We start from the raw sequence: 19,259 nt of genomic DNA, 5'->3' as shown, positions 1-19,259 counted from the left end.
CCCCTCTTATATCATTTAAATTATTATTATTGGTTTGATTGGAACTGGTCGTAGGCAGCTTGCTTAATCGTTACCCATTCTTCTAGTCCTAATCGTTGTAGTTCTTCTAGATAGCTATCCCATTCTTCATCAATCATGCCATTTGTAATCCATTCGGCACGTTTTCTATTCACAAATGGGAACAAGTCTGCATCGATTTGTGCGATACGGTCAGCATCATCTAAACTTAAAAAGACACGTGGATAATTGTTTTCGTTATTAGCATCTTCAACATAATAATCACGTAAAATGTCCAAACGCCATTTTGCATCATCTGGCATTGTTGTAACTGTTCCATAATATTCATCCAAAATTGCTAGTGGTCCTCCGGCTTCGGTTTTCTGACGAAGTTCACCAGGCGCTGTTCCATTTAAAGGTAAGTGTTTCAACATGTTATTAGCTTCATCTAGCTCAAAAATATTTTGCTGCTCTTCATCGCCATATGTTCCCCAATTATTTTGAACTGACTGGATTGGTTCATACATTTGATCCACCCACTTGGCCGTTAATTCCAAGTTTTTGTTCGCACTTGTAATGACAAAACGATCACGGCTAAATCCAAATCCATTTGTTCGTGTGACGTGTTTGATACCTGTTGGCCCTTCCAAAACTGGCAATGGTTGGTAAGATTCATTTGCTCCGGATGCATTCGTTTTATCCCAAGTGAAATATAATCCATAGCGTTGTTCTTTTCCTTTTGCTATATATGTATTCCAATCGTGTTCAAACGCTTCCGAATCAATCAGTCCTTTTGTATATAACTCATTAAAGTACTTCGTCGCTTCTTTGTACTCTTCGTTATCTGCCGTAAAGTCGACCGTGCCATCATCATTCACAACCAAGTGATCGTCATTGTCACCAATTCCGAAAGCACCGTATAAGAATTTCATATCTTCATTGCCACCATCAAAAATAAAGGAAATAGGAATTTCATCCGCTTCACCATTACCATTCGGGTCTTGCGTTTTGAAAGCCTCCAAAACTGTCATTAACTCATCTGTTGTTTCCGGCATTTCTAGATCCAGTGCTTCTAACCAATCTACGTTAATCCACGGAATATCATTTACGGTATGAATGGATTCTTTCCCTTGTCCCAGTTCTTCAATCCATGGCAATGAATAAATGTGACCGTCTGGCGCTGTAATCATCGCCAAATATTCTGGATTTTCATCCAATACTTTCTTGAAATTGGGCATATGTTCATTGATTAAATCCTCTAAAGGGATAATGACACCATCATCCGCCCAGGATAGGAGATCATAGTCACTGGCACCGGCGTTCCACATCGCATCCGGCAGGTCACCTGAGGATATATCTAAGTTCCGTTTTTCAATATAGTCAGAAGAATAGTTTTTCCATTCAATCTGTACACCAGACTTTTCTTGCAAACGTTCAAAAATCAATTTTTCATTTGGATCTGCTGGAGCTAGAGGCGAACTAGACGTCGACATCTTTAAAGTCACAGGCTCTTCTAACGGGAATGTAACATCAGTTAGCTCATAATCTTCTGAAGATGCACCGCCACTCCCTCCTCCACAGGCTGCTAATAATAAACTGGCAGAAGCTCCTAACACAAACGGAAATACGCTTTTTCTTTTATTCATTATATTGATCTCCTTTTTATTTATTATCCTTTTAATGAACCAGCCATCATACCTTTGTCAAAGTATTTCTGGAAGAACGGGTACATAATTAACAATGGTAAACTGGAAACGACGATCGTAGAATATTTAATCAATTCTGCTAATTGTGCCATCTCAGCCATTTCCGTTGCAGCACCCACCATGTTTTGTTGTGGTTGATTTTGAACAAGTATTTTGCGCAATACGAGTTGCAGTGGTTGTAAATCAGCGTCATTCAAATAAATCATTGCATCAAAGTACGAATTCCATTGCCCAACGAATGCGTATAAGAACAGGACGAAAATAATCGGTTTTGCTAACGGCAACATGATTTTGAAGAATACTTGCATTTCATTGGCGCCATCGATTATCGCTGCTTCTTCGAGCTCGTCCGGCATTTGACTGAAGTATGTGCGCGCTAAAATAATATTCCATACATTCACAGATCCAGGAAGAACAATGGCCCAAATACTGTTTAGCATACCTAAATTTTTAATTAATAGGTATGTCGGAACAAGCCCCCCACCAATAAACATTGTTAAAATTAGAAAAATTGTTATCGGTCTCTTACCAACTAGATTTTTTTTAGCTAATGGATAGGCCGTTAAAATCGAAACTGCTACGGTTAAAGTACTGAAGGTGACTGAATAGACAATTGAATTGATAAAACCTCTTACAATTGCAGGATCTTGTAAAACGCGCTTATAGCCTTCTAGAGTCCAGTTCCCAGGATTAAGGCTCAAGCCTTGCGTTCTTAAAGTGAACGGATCCATAAACGAAGCAATCAAAACATATATTAAAGGTCCCAATGTAATTAAAATCAACAAGCCAATCACTAATCTGTTTAACCAAAGAATGCGTCTATCAAATTTTGTTAATGAAATCATCTTTTATCCCTCCTCTATAGAGCACTTCCGTCATCACTTATTTTATTTGCAATGGTATTTACCAATAGAAGCAAAATGACATTAATTACTGTATTAAAAAGTCCTACAGCAGTTGAGTAGCCATAGTCTCCCATTTGCAAACCTACCTTGTATACATACGTTGAAATAATCTCAGATGTCGGTAAGTTCATTGGTGTCTGCATCAAAAACGCTTTTTCATACCCTACGTTCATGATTCCTCCAACTGATAAAATAAACTGAATAACCATAATCGGACGTAAAGTTGGTAAATCAATGTACCAAATACGTTGGAAAATATTTGCCCCATCTATAAAAGATGCATCTATTAAATCTTGGCTAACATTCGATAACGTTGCAGTGTAAAGAACCGATGCCCAGCCCATTCCTTGCCAAATACCAGAAGCAATATAAATGGAACGGAAATAGGATGGTTCACTCATAAACCGAATACTATGCCCCGTTAAACTTTCAATTAAGCTGTTGATTGGCCCATTTGCAGAAAGGAACATAAAGAGCATCCCTACCACAATTACAAGTGAAATAAAATTCGGTGCATACAAGATCAATTGAAATCTTTTTTTCCATTTCGTACTCAGTATTTGATTTAACGAAATGGCAAGTATGACAGGAGGAAAGAAGCCCAGTAAAAGTCCATAAATACTAATTTTCAAAGTGTTTTCCAATAGCATGCCAAAATTTGGCGAGATTATAAATTGTCTAAAGTTATCTAACCCTACCCAGTCACTTCCCCAAATACCACGCAATGGATTATAGTCCTTAAAAGCAAGTAATATTCCGTACATCGGAATATACTTAAAAACAAGCGTCAACAAGAGTCCAGGGGCCAACATGAGGTATAGTAAACGGTGTTTCTTAACATACTCCCACTTTGAGGATTTTTCTTTTGTGTTTCCTTTTTGTTTCACTACTTCGGGAGAAGACTCCACTCTAATTCCTCCTTTTTTGAAACGTTTCCAATTTCTATAAAAAATAAAATTTCCAGATATTGGAAACGTTTCATATTTGTTAATCACATAATAACTTGAATTGAAAGGGCTGTCAATTGTTTTTTTGAAAAAATAAAAAGTAGAAGAACGAATCTGCGTTTGTCTCATTTATTCTTCTTACGTTCAAGTTCATTCTTGGCAGCTCACTGAATCATTTTCCTCCTTCTCTCTACAAAATGAATGGCATTATACCTGTTAGCCTGACTCTATCTTCTCAAAATATACTTCATCTTACTTCCTCATAATCTCACATCTATTCCTATGTTATACTATTAGATACAAATAATCTGATTGAAAGAGGGATGACAATTTATATACTCATAATTTCACTTGTACTTATCTTAGCTTTAGTAGCCATGCGACTTGCTAATGATTTTAAGATACCGCAATTATTACTTTTCATGCTTTTAGGCGTTTCCTTTAATTTCTTTGGTGCAGACTTTACAAATTATGCCTTTTCCAATCAAGTCTCTTCCCTAGCCTTGATGTTCATTATTTTTTATGGTGGTTTTGGTACGAAATGGAAAATGTCTAAACCTGTTGCTAAGGAAGCTATCATTTTAAGTTTCCTCGGGACCATCTCCACCGCCTTGCTCACTGGGTTTTTTGTGTACTTTGTATTTGATTTTTCGCTGTTAGAAGCATTGTTGCTTGGTTCCATTGTTGGTTCGACGGATTATGCGAGCGTCTCGGATGTTTTAGTATCGCGCCATTTGAAATTAAAGTACAACACGGATTCCTTGTTGGAGCTCGAGTCTGGTTCTAACGACCCCACTGCCTACACCATGGTTGTTCTTTTTGTATCATTGTTACAAGGCCAACGTGTAAATGTTCCGATCCTCATTCTTTTACAAGTTGGGGTGGGACTGGCGTTTGGTTTCATATTGGGTTGGCTATTTATCCGTTTGTTAGATTATCTGAAATCAAATGAAGGCTTGGAAGTTATTCTTTTGGCCGCCGCAGCTTTATTCACTTATGAATTCACTAACCAGATGGGCGGTAATGGCTACCTCGCTGTTTACATTTTTGGAATTTATATTGGAAACAAAGAGTTCATAGGGAAACGCGAGGTCGTTTTCTTCTTTGACAGCTTTACAAATTTGGCCCAAATCGGCCTGTTTTTCTTGCTCGGTTTGTTATCAGACCCCGGTTCAATCATTGCGATGATACCCATCGCGTTTGTCATTATGTTATTTATGACTATTATTGCGCGACCTGCTTCTGTTTATGGTCTCATGCTCCCGTTCAAAATGAAAAAAAATCAGCTGGCCGTGATAGCTTTTGCCGGTTTAAGGGGTGCCGCTGCCATTGCCTTTGCCATTAGTGTGGTGAATTCAGATACGCCAAATATGAACGATCTCTATCATATTGTTTTTGACATTTGCTTATTGTCATCACTCATTCAAGGGGGTTACTGCCGGTTCTTTCCAAGAAAAGTGATATGGTTGACCCGGAAGATGCTTCCTTACGTAATTTCAACTCTTTACAGGATAAGAGTGATATGGGCTTCTTAGCAACCAAAATAAAAGCTGATAGCGATTTAGCGGATGCTTATATACGGGATATTAACTTGGCTTTTGATTTTATTATCGCAAAAATTCTTCGTCAAGGTGAGACCATCGTTCCCAAAGGGAATGTCCAACTCAAAGTAGGCGATATTGTCGTAATGGCCGGACGCTCATATTTTGACGTAGTCGGAACGGATCTCTTAGAATTCCGCATCAATGACTATAATAATTGGGTAAACAAAAAAATTAAAAATATCCATTTAGATCATGAATTCCTCATTGTTCTGGTTTTAAGAGATGACAACGAATTAATTGTCCCTAATGGCGATACCAAGATCCGCGAAGGGGACACAGTTCTCGTGTTGGATGCAAAAGGTATTGAAGGATAAGAAACAGAGTGGGAAAAAAGGCGTTTAGCCCCGGATCACTGGAGCGAATAAGTGGAAGATGGTCTGCGACCATCTGAGCATTATTCGCGAAGTGACGCCGGGGCTGCCTTTTTGAGCACGTTTACGAAGCAAATATTTGGAAAAATTTCCCTTCTTTTCCTTAACTAAGACTTAAAGTTCCTTAATTTGATAGTTAGAATTTACCAAATCCACCAATTCAAATCCTGTATTTATTTTTGAGTAAATTGAGCACACCACAAAAATTTCTTTACCTGCAAACTTCACAACTTTGCTTCGTCCAGATGATGCTGGTATATGATGATGACCGTGTATGGCTCCTATGATATTGTGTTCCTTAAATAGTTTTTCAATTTTGGGCTCTGAACAATAATAATCATTATTATATGCATTACTTTTCATTGAGAGCATATTTAATTCGTTAAACAGTGGTGCATGTGAGATAACTACTGTTGGAATATCATAGTCCTTATTAAGCAATTTCTTTAAGGTTTTGAGAATAAATTTTTGTTGTTCTTTCTTTCTTTTAACTAAAACAACAGGTATTGTGAGCCCTATATATTGGACTCCTTCATGAACCATACTACTATTATGCAGCACTTTTACTTGCGGGAATCGTTTTTCAAGTTCTTCCTTTGCTACCTCGTAAAACCTATGGCTTCCCACAGGCAACATGTACCACGATTCGTCTGGATCAGCTAATAGTTGTTTAAACCAGTCACTCCTCAAAAATGGTCTCCACTTTTTAGTTTGAAGTTCCTCTCTACTCCTCGGTAGCACGTCTACTAATTCATGATTTCCAATAACATAAATACCTTTTATTTCTTTATTTGAAACATGAGAGTCGGAGACATCTCCAACCAATATGTTAAAATTCTTGTTAGAAAACGGAAGTCGTCCATCACTTGCATGTATATCGGAGACAACATTAATTAAATTTGTATTCTCTGTAGAAAGGACATTTTCAAAATACCTTTCTGACTCTTTCGGATGAACACTATGCGCAATATAGGTTTTTCTAACACGGGAAAGCTCTTCCCCGTATTTCGATTTTAAAAGTGGCTTATTTATTGCAGGAATGGCCTTTTTAGAAATGAGAATTGATTTTTCTATACTTAGTTTTACTTCTTGTGGTAGTAAGCTTATTGCAATTTCAGTATTTGATTCATATGTTAAAAAACTATCCTTATCCCTGCTATCAGCAAAAGATTGATTCATTAAATTGGTTTCCAACAACTCAACGCTTTTTCCATCAGTTGCTATGGGTAATGATTTAGTGAGTTGAATAACAAAGTTCAGATATTCAAAAATATACTCCGATATTCCTGTATGTATATTTTCATTAAACAAGAACTTACCTGGCAGGTTTGCGGAAATTGGTCCAGTCTCATCATGCTGTAGTAGTCGCCCAAGAATTTGAATCTCAAATAACGGATTTTGAAATATTGCATTATATGCTTGTTTAACTTCAAAAGAGTCTTTACCTACACGTTTCTTTGTTACTTGAAAAATGCTAGGCATAATATACGTTTCTAAATTTACTTTATGACTTCTGATATACTCACGTGCCTCTTCTGGATAAAGTAAATACTGAATGGCTGCACGTTGAATATAATTCCTAGATGTATCATAAGGAATAGCAGAATAGACTATGTCTCCTCTGGATGATATAGCCAAATCTTTTTTCTTCATATCGTACGTTAATTTAAAATAATCATTTTTAAACAATGTTTTGTTAACGGGGCGCCGCTTATTTTCTGGATAAAGTTCAAAACGGGTAATAAGCTCTGTCGGTAGTTCTACTCCATTTTCTGTTGATAAAAGGGGGGACCGCTTCTCATCATGGACTAAAGAACCTTCTGTTTTATTAAATTTCATCAAATCACCTCACCCTTCAGTGATAATAACTGACTGTTTAACTTTTACATAATCACTTACTTTTTCCCAACATCTCATGAGCGAACTGTACCATTCCTCCATAATCTCCTGTCTCGATAAACCTCTCTAACTCCACCAAATTCACGCTACGTAAGATAATCCGTTGCTTACTTTCGAGAATGGGTATATTTACTAGAATTTTTTGGTCAGGGACATCCTGAATGCTCGGATACAATATAATTGGGTGAACTTTACCTTCACCAATAGAAAAACCATAATTTGAAAGCTGATATAGGTCGGAGGTAGAAACGTTATTTTTGACTAAGTCTTTGTACTTAAAATCGATAATCCTGATTAAATTACTTGCTTGGAAAACCATCAAATCCGGACGGATAGAAATCGCCGCTTTATTGAAGGGATTAGAGTCATTTTCATATTTGAAAATGGTACGATTTGAGACTTCTGACATGAAACGATATTCTGGAGCATAGATTGTAAAAACCTTGGTTAAGTAGTTTTGAAATAATGCGTTCATATTGATCCACATAGATTTCCCAAGCTGGTTGCCTCGTGCAATTCCAGTAATTGAAAGTAACCAATTTAAGTACTCAAGCGGTATTTTATATACTTCTTCTAGTCTTGTTAACCGCGATAATAGCCTATCAAGTAACTGACTACTAAGAGGGATACTTGAAACTAATGTATATTTTCGTAATAGTAAGTTAACTTTATTTATTATAAAGGGATTACTAGTCCCCTTTTTAAAGTAAAGCAGACCAGCTTTAATCATTTGGTTCAACGGTTGATCGAGTTCGAGCACCTGGTATTCAATAGGCGTATGAGATGTAACAACGCCTTGTTTCGCTAATTCTTTACTGTTAATTTTCCCTTTAATATAACTTTCACGATTTTGTATCGTAATATAATTTTTCCTCATTTTAGAACTTAACTTCTCAATTAAGTCCACCCATTGCAATATTAATAAATCCAGAAAAGATGACTTTCCTGAACCTAAATGAGCCAAGTTTTCTTCATTCGTCGGGATAAATCCATGGAGGAATCCTATCATTTTTATCATGGAGATAGATGAGACTTTTGGCTCAATGAACAAACTAAAAGATTCATTTGTCTCAAAGCCAACATTCGAGTTAGCAGTAACCAAAATCCCCTGCTCAGTAAGACTCGTTTTTATAATGTTTCTCTTTTGTAAATCAAGCAATCTTTGTAAAGTTAAGCTATCATATTCTGAGAGTCTGACTGTTTCCCATTCTTTTAATCGTATCGTTTCCAACACCATTACAACACCTGTTCATCCAAGGCTTCAACCAAATCAGCAAATTTAGCTTCTGTAAGTAAATCTTTCTTAAGACGGTTAGATGAGTCGAAAATCTTCCGCCCTAATATTCTTTTTAGTTGCTCCGTATTATTGTAGGTATACTCTTCTAGCAATGGAATGACCTCATATTTAATGACATCGACTAACTGTGCGGGTTCAGAAATAACATCACCCTTTGATAAGAAATATGAGTGCCCAATTTGTAAATCCTTACCTTCAGAGCCTAATGTATCTATAATTCTTTCATTAACAGCCAGCAACCAATCACTGATGTTGATTTCAGCTCCTCTTGTTGAACTTTCTGGATCCATATTTTCATCAACAACATCTTCCTCGTCTACTAAAATAGGATTTTCTTGGATAACTTGATTAATTAGTTCGTAATCTGTCTCCAAGTTTATAAAACCAAATCTACGTCTTAAAGCTAAATCAATCATTGAGACTGATTTGTCAGCATTGTTCATGGTTCCAATTATGTAGAGATTGCTAGGCATAGTAAATCTATCTTTTGAAACAGAAAGTTCTATGTATTCACCGCGTTTCGTGTTTTCGATGGAGTAAATCAATTCACCAAAAACTTTCGTCAGGTCTGTCCGATTAATTTCGTCCAAAATTAAGTAATAATTTTTGTCAGGTTCCAAAATAGCTTCATTGGCAAATTCTTTTAGCACACCATCTTTTACATTGAAAACTAACTCACCATTGACATTCTCAGGGCGTAAACCTTCTACAAATTCTTCATAACCGTAATTCGAGTGCATGACAACTACTTTGATTTGTGTTGAATTTTTAACTTGTTTTTGTTCCTCAGGCTGCAAATTAACAAAACTATTCTGATAATTTTGTCTAGCCACTAATTCATAGACAGTATTTAAGGCCCAATACGATTTACCGGTTCCCGGTGCGCCTGTTAGGATAACCTGTTTCTTCTTCATTAGCAGCGAATTGATTTCTCTCATAATCCCTTTAAGCGGTTTTACCTCTTTTCTGTTTGGCAAGATTGTAGAAGAAACCGTGTCGCCCTTCTCAACTGCCAGTTCCACGTTTACTTGATCTTTTATAGGGTAGATTCTGTTGATTAGTTTTGGCACTTTTCCACTGATTTCAAAAGTATCTTTGACTTTGTGCCAAACAATGGGCACACGGTGTTGAAAGGCTTCCTCGCTTATAAATTCATACTCCCCCTTTAAGACGCCAACATACTTAGCTTCCCGCTCATCAACAAGCAAAAGTACATCGTTACGCTTCAGGCCTATCGTTAATGAGTTGATTTGAGTAGCACTATACTCACGATAATCAATTTCTTTTGTAAATTCCCTCAACTCTTTTGTAGAGGTAAAGTCAGACAAGTCTCTGTTTAATTTTATAGGTGGAAAGAAATACTCTGAGTGAATCATTTTATCAAGGTCTGAGACAGAATATTTGTTGAGTTCCACTTTATAGTAATTTGTTGAACCTAACTCGAAGACGGAATAAATAATTTTGCTTAAATTTGGATGTGTCAAGCCAATCCTTTTTACAAGTTCGTTATAAAGGAAGTCAAGAATATAGGTGTTGTTTTCTTCCTCCACCGAAATTTCATTTACAAATGGATGCTTGAGCTTTACCAATAAGGATCTGAAAGTGTTCGTTGAGGAAAAATCTGTAACTTTTTCTGGATAAAAAAGATGGAAATATTTATGAACCCACCCATATTGATAAAAGCGAACAAGTTCTTGATCCGCTTCGATTGCTCTAACCATTTCGCGAATATCCTCTAAAGTTTCATGCGGGCTATTTTCAATGTGATGATGTAGTTTAACTAGGTTTTGGCTAATTTCATAAGCTCTTTCTTGTGCCGCCTGATCGGAAATAGGAACTTGAGAATTCCCCTCCCATTTTACCCATTGACTGAACTTATTAGAATGAAAAATCGTGAATTTACCAGCCGTTCCCCCACCGATGCCGCCAAAGTTACTTGTATTGAAATCCTCATCATTTTTAAATTCCAAATGATAAACCAGACTATCTCTATTTTTTGAGTTCATCAAATTTTCAAGAGCTTCCTCCGGTGTCATCCTCTTTAATACTTCTTTCGAAAATTTGGTTGTAAAATAATTGCGTTGTTCTGCTAATAAATCATCGTTCACAAAATTTATAGAACTTTTTAAACGCTCGTATTGTTGACACAGGAAACCAACTATTTCTTCAATATTTTTTTCCATACTGTTCCTCCTTAATTATTATATAAGACTCCTACATACGTTCACTTTTCATCATTTCTAGGAATCATTATGCAGTTCTCCTTGCTTTTTTGTTATCGTATTGTTTGCATAAAAATGACTTTATATTCAATCCCATCAATGCCTACAGTAAGTATAGCTTGAATGACTCCCTTATCCTCTATCTGCACTGAGCCAAACGGATATTTCATTTTATTTTTATTATCTCAATATTACTAAACTTATTCAATGCTTCTTAACGCTCTCGGAAATCTTTCACCACCTTATCGATTTCCCAAAAGTACTGGGGAGCTAACGCTTCATAATGCTCTCCACCTTGACAAAGCATACTTAATCATTTATAATAGTTAACACAAGTTAATCATTAACAACTATGAACGAAAGGATGGTTCGATGGAAAACAATCCGAATACCCCTGTCACTGAAATCCTCACACACATCAATCGCTTAAAGCTACAACGTCGCTCCCAACAAAAAACTGGGCGCGGAACCGGCATCGTTCTTTCTTACCTCTATGACAATGACACTAACGTCATTCCCAGCGAGCTCGGAAAAATGATGAATGTCTCTACGCCCCGTATCACGACTATTCTCAATAAACTGGAAGCTAAAAACCTGATTGAACGTAAAATTTCACCTGAAGATCGCCGCAATGTTTTTATTACCTTGAGTAATGAAGGCCGAAAGATGGCCGCAGAGAAAAAAGCCCAACAGGAAAAGCTTATTCAAACGCTGGTGAGTCGGGTCGATGAACAGGACATCCAGGCTTTTATCCGCGTATTGGACGCACTGGAAATAGTTATCGATGAACAAGGTTGGGAACTTTAATAGAGGAGCGTGATTGATTGAGAAGAATCAACACAAGAGAACTAGACAAAGAAATTACTGCGCAGCCACCAAAAGTCACAAGCCAATTACTGAAACGCATCTATTTATATTTGAAACCTTATCAACTTCAAGTCGGCTTAAGTATTCTGGTTATTCTCTTTGCTTCTCTCCTCGGTGTTCTGCCCTCCATGCTGACCGGTCGGATTATCGACGAAGGCTTTATCGGCGGAAACTTTACCAAACTTGTCACCCTCATTGCCGCATCATTTCTCGTTTTGATTTTAACAGGTCTGGTCGGTCTCCTTCAAAGCTACCTCGGCTCCTGGCTATCTCAAAACATTGGAAAAGATATGCGTAACCACATGTACGGCCACCTTCAGAAACTCTCGCAAGGCTTTTATTCTTCCGGTAAACAAGGCGAAATCATCACACGGATGACCAGCGACATCAGTGGTGTCCAAAGCTTCGTGACCGGAACCCTAACCCAAACCATCGCCAATCTCGCAACACTTACCACTTCCATGATTGCCATGTTCCAAATGAACGGCGCCTTAGCAATCGTGGCCATTCTCATTGTTCCGCTATTAATTTTCCCGATTAAATTAGTCGGCAAAAAGCGTTGGGAACTAACCAACGAATCCCAAGATTTAAACGATGAAGCCAATGAGCTCTTAAACGAAACATTGAGCGTCAGCGGTCAGCAACTCGTTAAATTATTTACCAAAGAAGAAGCGGAGTACGCGCGCTACAGTTCAATCAACGAAAATCTGACTACGGTTAAAATCAAAGAGGCAACAGTCGGCCGCTGGTTCAGAATGATTGCCCAAACGTTCGTTGAAGCCGGTCCGATGTTCATTTACTTAGTCGGTGGCTTCATGCTACTCGTAAATAATCACCAGGGTCTGACAGTCGGTGATATCACTGTTTTGGTTGCGTTGATGTCACGCATGTACCGACCGTTGATGCAGTTAATGGACATTCACATTGAATTCATCCGCTCCCTCGCCCTCTTCACGCGTATCTTCGATTATTTAGATATGCCGGTAGATATTGAAAATAAACCCGATGCGACGCTTCCAACCACTCTTACCGGTGACCTCAGCTTTAACGCTGTCACGTTCCATTACAACGAACAATCTCCTATTCTCAAAGGTATCAATTTCCAAGTTAACGAGGGCGAAACGCTCGCGATTGTCGGTCCTTCCGGCGCTGGTAAATCAACTATTTTCAATCTTATTCCCCGTCTTTATGATGTAACTGGCGGCGAGATTAAGATGGGCGGTCATGACATTCGCGATTTGGACCTTCATTTCCTGAGACAAAACATCGGAATGGTGACTCAAGAAACGTACCTCTTCAACGCATCCATACGCGACAACTTGCTGTACGCCAAGAGCGATGCGACGGAAGAAGAACTCATCCAAGCCTGTAAAGAAGCCAACATCCACACCTTTATTTCCAACCTTCCGGACGGTTATGATACTGAAGTCGGAAACCGCGGCATTAAGTTGTCCGGCGGTGAAAAACAACGACTCTCCATCGCCCGCGTGTTCCTGAAAGATCCAAAAATTCTGATTCTGGATGAAGCAACCTCCAGCTTGGATTCTCTTTCTGAAGGCTTGATTCAAGAAGCATTAAGCTCTTTATTGAAAAATAAAACCAGCCTGGTCATTGCGCACCGCTTGTCGACCATTATGTCCGCCGATAAAATCCTCGTGTTGGAAGATGGAAAAGAAGTCGAACGCGGCACACACCAACAGCTGCTTCAAAATGACGGGATGTACAAATTGATGTACGAAACCCAGTTCAAGCCGTACCTCAATGAGGATAGGACGCTCGTGTCCGCGTAGAATAAACGAAAGAAGCCCCACCGTAATCAGCTGTTGATTACAGTGGGGCTTCTTGCATTATTTACTCTTCTTATTTGATGCTTGGAGGGTCTTCAAGAGGATATCAAATTGCCCCTTGAAGGACGTGATATCATCAAAGATATCTTCACCTTCGTTCAATAATTTGACAGTTACCCAGCCCAATGCAGCTGTAATCGTACTGGCCACTGCACCGTTTATAGCCGCTCCGGCAACAGTCCCTACAGTCGGTACCATTTTCAATAGATTCCCGACAACACTTCTGCCTAATCCCACGACAACAAGCTCTTTAGATAATGCAGAGCCTAAGTTCTCTGACCATGACTGCCCGAATGTTTTATGAAGGCGTGACATCATTGTCAGTTGAACAGGGACTAAAAGAAACGCATCCGAGAAAGGAATTGGTGAACAACCAATAATTGCAGCTGTCAACGTCGCAGCATGAATAGTTTTATAACATTTCTTCCGGATCTCAGGATCAACCCCTACCAGAAACTCATCAAAGATCTTTTCATACTGCTCTTTGCTGTTGGATAATATTTTTTCAGCTTGTTGTTTAGATTTATCAAATGATCCCATTATTATTGTCGCTGTCTTTTGGGGCAGCTTCTTTAGCACTTCGTTGAAGAACATGGAAAATTCATTAGTTTCTTCAATAACAACTTCCTCTTCATTATCTTGTTTTTTCTTCTTGAATGAATTTTTACTAAATTTTTTTTTCATTAAGAATCCCTCTTTTCTACTATAGTATGTGTATTTCTTACGAATTCGCATCCGATGAAATCGTTTTATAATTTGTGGTGATTATATCATATTAAACATTTGAACACGCGTTATTTTTGTATTACAATGTATATACAAAAGGTGAAGGAGGTCGATTATAATGACTGTTATATCACTGCGTTTAGATGAGCAAGAAGATAAACTAATCAAAGAGTATGCTAAAACTAAAAACATTTCGGTATCGGCTTTAATTAGAAGTTCTGTTTTGGAAAAGATAGAAGATGAAATTGATTTAGGCTTATACAATCAAGCTATGAAGGAACATAGAGAAAATCCACAAAGTATATCATTTGAAGATATGCTGAAAGAGCTTTCTGATTAAATGAACTCAAAATACAAGGTAGAGTTCGAAAATGGAGCTCAAAAAACATTAAAAAAGCTAGATAAACATCAAGCGCTATTAATTATGGGTTGGATTCAAAAGAATCTAGTAAATTGTACGAATCCTAGGCTTCATGGAAAAGGACTAACTGCAAATCGTTCAGGGGAATGGCGTTATAGAATCGGTGATTACCGCTTAATAGCGGATATCAACGATGAGACAGTAACTATTTTAATGCTTCAAATTGGGCATAGAAAAGATATCTATGACTAGAAGGTTGATCTGAAATCACTAATAACGTAATCTTCCAGTCTCAGATTCGACCTTCTTTTGCAATTAATGGTAATTTATATGCTATACTTCATATACCTATAAAGAGTGCGCGAGAGACAAGCTCGTTGACCGCACAGCAACCTGCATATGTAAGGTGCTTCAGCTTGGCCGATGGGTTCATATTTTCTGGAATCTCATCGGTGGCGATGGGATATTTTTTTGCCTTTCTTTATAGGAATAAAATGCCTTAAGGAGGCAGGAATATGTATAAGATAAAAAATTTAATTGATGAGCATGAAGTTGTTTGGTTTAGTGTTGGCAGTAACGAGGAGATACACGCACAGTTTCTAAGTGAATTAAGAGAGTTAGGAATTACGTGGGTTAGTGGCGATAGCGTCTGTGAAAATGATACCTGTAGCTATTTCATGGGAATCAGTTCTAACCGCAAAGTAGGACATGTCAGTTGGCAAATTTGGCGCGCTACCTGGTTGAGTGAAGAAGAAAATCCTAATAACCGCGAACGCTTTTACAGTGACGGACACATTCCTTTGCGCGTCGATTACGAAAAATATAGCCGCGGTGAGTTAGACTATCTCGTCAAAGAAAATAGCGTAACCGAGGTGAGCGGCTTCCTCTACCCTGTCGGTGGGCGCGCTGTTTCCGTTAATTAAGTGTTAAACAGAAAAATGACCCTTTCCTATATCAGGAGGGTCATTTTTTGTTAGTAATCAATATCACGTTTCGTGTAGCGGTACAGTCCTAAGAATAAAAAGACAAAGCTAATCGCATAGTTGGCGGCGATATATTTCCAAGGGATGGTATCCGTGTTGATGATAAAGGACGTGCTGCTATAGTGAAACGGTGTGAGCCACCGTAAAAATTCCCAATCGGGCTTAAGATTTGAAATCACGAGCAACGCATACAGAAAAACGACAACAAACGTTCCAAGTGTCGCATTTTTATAGGGTACTAACTCAACGAGTCCCAATGCCAAAAGGTGGATGTTTAAATAAAGTAAAAAACTGACCAAGTGAATCTTGAAAAAGATGCCTGCAGCCACTTCTTGCCCCGAAAAATATACCGTCAATAAACTGATGCTATACACACACAAGAGAACCACTAAAAGAATCACTGTGCTGGCCAACAACTTCTCCGCTATCACACGCACACGACTCACCGGATGCGTCAAAAGGAACTCGCTTGTATGTTCACGCTCTTCTTTCAAAAGCAGATTACCGCCCAACATAGCCGCGTAAACACTAATCGTTAAGTTGACGAGCACATCATGTTCCATCCCATAATAGCCCTCCAAACTACCTAACTGGGTTATATCAATATTCAGTAGGTTCGTAAAACTCGAGAGATCACCAAAGGCCGCCATCATATTTTGTGCGTCATCGGAAAATGCGGGATAAATAGTTATCACAATCATCATGAACAGTCCCAAAATAACGCCAATTGCTACGGTCGTTATCCGGTGTCGTCTGAGTTCATTCTTAAATATATACATCAATCATCCCTCATTTCTTTATCCGTCACATAGAAATGCCTGAACACTTCTTCTAAATCAGGCTCGACGATTGATAAATCCAGAATATTATCTTTGTATGAATACAAAACTGTCATTAACTGCGCCAATGTATCTTGGTATAGAAAACTAATGCCATCCTGCGTTTGCTGCATGTCCTTCATCTGTTCTTCCAGTTCAGGAATGGCGGTTATGCCTTGAATCACGACACGCTTAACCGACGTTTTCCTCAATTCTTCCATCGGCCCGGCAGAAATAATTTTTCCTTCGCTAATAATAGCCGCCTTCGTACAGTAGCGTTGCACCTCAGTCAGGTTATGCGACGACACAAAAATCGTCGCTCCCTTTTGATGCCGTTCTTGCATCTCTTCCCAGAAGACCGCCTGCATTAACGGATCCAACCCACTCGTCGGCTCATCAAAAATATATAAATCCGGCTGATGCTGCAAAGCACAAATGATGCTTACCTTTTTACGATTACCCAACGAGAGCGCTTTTATTTTCTTATTCGCATCAATGTTAAACTTATCCATCAACCGCTGACTTTCAGCCAGAATGGTTTCATCACTGCCACGCAAACGCGCTGAAAACAAAATCGTTTCGCGTACTGTTAAATAGTCATAAAAAACCACTTCAGAAGGAATATACCCAATACGCGCCAGAATGGATGAAGTTTGAGTCGTGACAGGTTGATTAAATACGCGCGCTTCCCCTTCCGTTGCCTGAATCAGACCCAACAAGATACGCATGGTTGTACTCTTTCCCGCCCCATTCGGACCAACAAAGCCGTAAAAATCCCCTTTTTCAATATCGAGACTAATCTCCTCAATCGCATAGGCATCCCGATACTTTTTAGACAAGTTGCTTAGTGTAATCACTGGTTGTGCCATTAGAAAACCGCCTTTCTATCAGAATCTTAGCTCTATTGTACCGCGGTGGGTCAAGTACGGATAGGAATTATTTCTTCTAGCAGAGGAGGGTGTTAAGTAAGGAAGAATTCTAATCCCAACTCCCTGTAAACCTTTTACTACGTTTAAAACACCATACTTCTCGCGTTTCTACGATATAGTCTGTACAAAAAATGAGTTTTCCCCTAAGTTGTGCGCACTATGACAAATAGTCTGCACAACTTTGGAAAATCCCAAAACTTGTGCAGACTTCTTCTTTATTTCTGAGACGCATGCTTGTATCCCATACCACAGCAATTTCTTAATTGCATTATGTGTACTATGGAACCATAATCATTCATACCATTCGAATGAACGCCACCGAACAGATAGAAATAGACAGCTACCATCCACATGCGAATCACAATCAACGATTATTCGTATTCTGGATATAGGTGATTACCGTCTCCTTAAACTCAGCTCTAAAACGTGCTAAGTCAACTCCCATAATCATTTGTACATTGGGTTCTTGAGGAGCGCGAATCCGTGCATCCACATACGTCATCCCTCTCGTTTCGCAACTGTCATAGCTGACATCAATTTTCAAATCTTCTGTTTCAAAAATTTCTGGATGAAGGAGATGTACGATAGGAACCACATCATTCGGGGTACAACTCATTCCAAATCCCAAGCTATTATAAATAGACATTGACGTTTCATTAGTCGTTAACATAAACTGGCCTAGTCTCTTATCATATGACGCAATCTCCTCTAAATCTTCCTTGTAAAGTCTTGCGACTTCCGTTACGTCTAAACCTGCCAATACAACAGGAAGACCAGATTTGATAACGACGTGCGCAGCATGCGGATCTACGTAGAAATTAAATTCCCCTGTCGTGGTAATATTTCCACCTTTGAGTCCGCCACCCATAATGATTATTTTTTCGATTTTATCTGTCAGTTCAGGATAAGCTTTCAATAAAATAGCGACATTCGTTAGCGGTCCCACTGCAGCTATAATCACTTTCTCTTGTGTATTTCGTAAGATATGGACATACGATTCAAGAGCAGTTTTTTCTGATAAAGGTGCGAAATTGTCAAATTCGTAGCCGCTCATTCCATTGGCTCCATGAACATCATCCGCAAAACTTGGCTCTACCACTAAGGGCATATTACTTCCTCGACAAATAGGAATATCATAGCGATTTAAAAAGGCCAATACACCCTGTGCATTGTTGGTTGTATGATCGACATTTACATTTCCCGCTACTGTATGAACAGCCAATATTTCAATTTCTTCAGAAGCGACGGCATAAATCAAAGCCATTGCATCATCTATTCCTGGATCACAATCAATAATAATTTTATGTGTCATTTTGTCATTCTCCTCTAATTTCGCTTGTTTTATTCGTAAGTATAAGCACTAAAATATACTTGGCATGGATTTTAGTCCTTTTTAAATAGCCTATTCGCCTGTTAGTGCAAAGGTTCACCTCAAAATCCAAACCTTTGCACAATCAGACGGTGCTTTCCGCTCACAACAGCTCAACGGTATGTACAAGACATGGTTCACACTTAAATGATGAGTGATTTAGTCGTCATTTGTGATACGCGTGTTCCATTGTAATGCGACACCTTCTTTTCCAGCAAGTTTACCGACGGATGTGTGACGGTTTGGTTTTGGGAAATATTAGCCAGAAAAAAGTACATCTCAGGGGTTAAACCTTGATGTACTTTCTAAATTAATGTGATACCGGCTATAGGGATCGAACCTACGACCCCCGCGTTACGAGTGCGATGCTCTACCAACTGAAATAAACCGGCATTCTTTGTGTTTTGAACT

17 protein-coding genes, 1 tRNA gene and 1 riboswitch are annotated in these 19,259 nt (G+C 38.6%); of the genes, 7 read left to right on the top strand and 11 right to left on the bottom strand.

The window, feature by feature from the left end; all coding sequences use genetic code 11:
- Nucleotides 1-26 precede the first annotated feature (26 nt).
- From G7058_RS07350 to G7058_RS07340, 3 genes are read right to left on the bottom strand one after another with little or no spacing between them, the layout of a single operon-like run.
- Complete coding sequence (locus tag G7058_RS07350; protein WP_166062915.1) at nucleotides 27-1,643, bottom strand: ABC transporter substrate-binding protein; 1,617 nt, start codon at nucleotides 1,641-1,643, stop codon at nucleotides 27-29.
- Nucleotides 1,644-1,666: 23 nt separating this feature from the next.
- Nucleotides 1,667-2,548, bottom strand: a complete 882-nt coding sequence (locus G7058_RS07345) for a carbohydrate ABC transporter permease (RefSeq protein ID WP_166062913.1) — start codon at nucleotides 2,546-2,548, stop codon at nucleotides 1,667-1,669.
- A 14-nt stretch (nucleotides 2,549-2,562) separates the two neighbouring features.
- Nucleotides 2,563-3,516, bottom strand: coding sequence for an ABC transporter permease (locus G7058_RS07340; protein WP_227004401.1), 954 nt, complete (start codon nucleotides 3,514-3,516; stop codon nucleotides 2,563-2,565).
- A gap of 362 nt (nucleotides 3,517-3,878) precedes the next feature.
- Between G7058_RS07340 and G7058_RS07335 the strand changes: the two genes are divergently transcribed.
- On the top strand, nucleotides 3,879-5,090 hold the full coding sequence (locus G7058_RS07335) for a potassium/proton antiporter (protein ID WP_227004400.1): 1,212 nt from the start codon (nucleotides 3,879-3,881) through the stop codon (nucleotides 5,088-5,090).
- Nucleotides 5,078-5,473 (top strand): TrkA C-terminal domain-containing protein, encoded by a 396-nt coding sequence (locus G7058_RS11885; protein ID WP_227004399.1) that lies wholly within the window; start codon nucleotides 5,078-5,080, stop codon nucleotides 5,471-5,473. Before G7058_RS07335 ends, G7058_RS11885 begins: the two co-directional genes overlap by 13 nt.
- Nucleotides 5,474-5,644: 171 nt before the next feature.
- Here G7058_RS11885 and G7058_RS07330 read toward each other — a convergent pair whose 3' ends face one another.
- From G7058_RS07330 to G7058_RS07320, 3 genes are read right to left on the bottom strand one after another with little or no spacing between them, the layout of a single operon-like run.
- Entirely contained in the window at nucleotides 5,645-7,369 is a 1,725-nt protein-coding gene (locus tag G7058_RS07330; RefSeq protein WP_166062911.1) for a metallophosphoesterase, read from the bottom strand.
- A gap of 52 nt (nucleotides 7,370-7,421) precedes the next feature.
- The gene (locus G7058_RS07325; protein WP_166062910.1) at nucleotides 7,422-8,660 is read right to left on the bottom strand and encodes a 5-methylcytosine restriction system specificity protein McrC; all 1,239 of its coding nucleotides are present in this window, start codon (nucleotides 8,658-8,660) and stop codon (nucleotides 7,422-7,424) included.
- Between the two features lie 5 nt (nucleotides 8,661-8,665).
- Nucleotides 8,666-10,909: an McrB family protein gene (locus tag G7058_RS07320; RefSeq protein WP_166062909.1), complete on the bottom strand. Its 2,244-nt coding sequence runs from the start codon at nucleotides 10,907-10,909 to the stop codon at nucleotides 8,666-8,668.
- Between the two features lie 411 nt (nucleotides 10,910-11,320).
- On the opposite strand from G7058_RS07320, the gene G7058_RS07315 reads away from it, so the two are divergent.
- Both G7058_RS07315 and G7058_RS07310 read left to right on the top strand, forming a co-directional pair.
- Entirely contained in the window at nucleotides 11,321-11,755 is a 435-nt protein-coding gene (locus G7058_RS07315; protein WP_166062908.1) for a MarR family winged helix-turn-helix transcriptional regulator, read from the top strand.
- 17 nt (nucleotides 11,756-11,772) lie between these two features.
- The gene (locus tag G7058_RS07310) at nucleotides 11,773-13,605 is read left to right on the top strand and encodes an ABC transporter ATP-binding protein (RefSeq protein WP_166062907.1); all 1,833 of its coding nucleotides are present in this window, start codon (nucleotides 11,773-11,775) and stop codon (nucleotides 13,603-13,605) included.
- Between the two features lie 57 nt (nucleotides 13,606-13,662).
- On the opposite strand, the gene G7058_RS07305 is transcribed toward G7058_RS07310, so the two are convergent.
- A complete protein-coding gene (locus tag G7058_RS07305; RefSeq protein ID WP_405002859.1) occupies nucleotides 13,663-14,397 on the bottom strand; it encodes a YcjF family protein in 735 nt (244 codons plus the stop codon).
- 109 nt (nucleotides 14,398-14,506) lie between these two features.
- On the opposite strand from G7058_RS07305, the gene relB reads away from it, so the two are divergent.
- The 3 genes from relB (at nucleotide 14,507) to G7058_RS07290 (ending at nucleotide 15,672) form a co-directional block, all read left to right on the top strand.
- A complete protein-coding gene (gene relB, locus G7058_RS07300; protein WP_166062905.1) occupies nucleotides 14,507-14,728 on the top strand; it encodes a type II toxin-antitoxin system RelB family antitoxin in 222 nt (73 codons plus the stop codon).
- Nucleotides 14,729-15,001, top strand: a complete 273-nt coding sequence (locus G7058_RS07295; RefSeq protein WP_166062904.1) for a type II toxin-antitoxin system RelE family toxin — start codon at nucleotides 14,729-14,731, stop codon at nucleotides 14,999-15,001.
- Nucleotides 15,002-15,094: 93 nt separating this feature from the next.
- Nucleotides 15,095-15,214: riboswitch (SAM riboswitch) on the top strand.
- A gap of 50 nt (nucleotides 15,215-15,264) precedes the next feature.
- Nucleotides 15,265-15,672, top strand: a complete 408-nt coding sequence (locus G7058_RS07290) for a hypothetical protein (protein WP_166062903.1) — start codon at nucleotides 15,265-15,267, stop codon at nucleotides 15,670-15,672.
- A 50-nt stretch (nucleotides 15,673-15,722) separates the two neighbouring features.
- Here the strand turns inward: G7058_RS07290 and G7058_RS07285 are convergent, their stop codons facing one another.
- From G7058_RS07285 to G7058_RS07270, 4 genes are all read right to left on the bottom strand, one after another.
- On the bottom strand, nucleotides 15,723-16,511 hold the full coding sequence (locus tag G7058_RS07285) for an ABC transporter permease subunit (protein ID WP_166062902.1): 789 nt from the start codon (nucleotides 16,509-16,511) through the stop codon (nucleotides 15,723-15,725).
- A complete protein-coding gene (locus G7058_RS07280) occupies nucleotides 16,511-17,419 on the bottom strand; it encodes an ABC transporter ATP-binding protein (RefSeq protein ID WP_166062901.1) in 909 nt (302 codons plus the stop codon). The genes G7058_RS07285 and G7058_RS07280 overlap by 1 nt, the downstream gene beginning before the upstream one ends.
- A gap of 424 nt (nucleotides 17,420-17,843) precedes the next feature.
- On the bottom strand, nucleotides 17,844-18,791 hold the full coding sequence (locus G7058_RS07275) for a nucleoside hydrolase (protein WP_166062900.1): 948 nt from the start codon (nucleotides 18,789-18,791) through the stop codon (nucleotides 17,844-17,846).
- Nucleotides 18,792-19,167: 376 nt separating this feature from the next.
- Nucleotides 19,168-19,240, bottom strand: a tRNA-Thr gene (locus G7058_RS07270).
- Nucleotides 19,241-19,259: the final 19 nt, after the last annotated feature.

Origin of the sequence: Jeotgalibaca porci (genome assembly GCF_011299095.1) — a bacterium.
Lineage (GTDB): Bacteria > Bacillota > Bacilli > Lactobacillales > Aerococcaceae > Jeotgalibaca > Jeotgalibaca porci.
This window is presented reverse-complemented; position numbering and strand designations above follow the sequence as displayed.

Excerpts from the sequence above, each read along its gene's own strand:
- G7058_RS07330 (WP_166062911.1), bottom strand. The coding sequence starts at position 7,369 with ATGAAATTTAATAAAACAGAAGGTTCTTTAGTCCATGATGAGAAGCGG.
- G7058_RS07320 (WP_166062909.1), bottom strand. The coding sequence starts at position 10,909 with ATGGAAAAAAATATTGAAGAAATAGTTGGTTTCCTGTGTCAACAATAC.
- G7058_RS07350 (WP_166062915.1), bottom strand. The coding sequence starts at position 1,643 with ATGAATAAAAGAAAAAGCGTATTTCCGTTTGTGTTAGGAGCTTCTGCC.
- G7058_RS07285 (WP_166062902.1), bottom strand. The coding sequence starts at position 16,511 with ATGTATATATTTAAGAATGAACTCAGACGACACCGGATAACGACCGTA.
- G7058_RS07315 (WP_166062908.1), top strand. The coding sequence starts at position 11,321 with ATGGAAAACAATCCGAATACCCCTGTCACTGAAATCCTCACACACATC.
- G7058_RS07305 (WP_405002859.1), bottom strand. The coding sequence starts at position 14,397 with ATGCGAATTCGTAAGAAATACACATACTATAGTAGAAAAGAGGGATTC.
- relB (WP_166062905.1), top strand. The coding sequence starts at position 14,507 with ATGACTGTTATATCACTGCGTTTAGATGAGCAAGAAGATAAACTAATC.
- G7058_RS07335 (WP_227004400.1), top strand. The coding sequence starts at position 3,879 with ATGACAATTTATATACTCATAATTTCACTTGTACTTATCTTAGCTTTA.
- G7058_RS07280 (WP_166062901.1), bottom strand. The coding sequence starts at position 17,419 with ATGGCACAACCAGTGATTACACTAAGCAACTTGTCTAAAAAGTATCGG.
- G7058_RS07345 (WP_166062913.1), bottom strand. The coding sequence starts at position 2,548 with ATGATTTCATTAACAAAATTTGATAGACGCATTCTTTGGTTAAACAGA.
- G7058_RS07275 (WP_166062900.1), bottom strand. The coding sequence starts at position 18,791 with ATGACACATAAAATTATTATTGATTGTGATCCAGGAATAGATGATGCA.
- G7058_RS07290 (WP_166062903.1), top strand. The coding sequence starts at position 15,265 with ATGTATAAGATAAAAAATTTAATTGATGAGCATGAAGTTGTTTGGTTT.
- G7058_RS07295 (WP_166062904.1), top strand. The coding sequence starts at position 14,729 with ATGAACTCAAAATACAAGGTAGAGTTCGAAAATGGAGCTCAAAAAACA.
- G7058_RS11885 (WP_227004399.1), top strand. The coding sequence starts at position 5,078 with ATGGGCTTCTTAGCAACCAAAATAAAAGCTGATAGCGATTTAGCGGAT.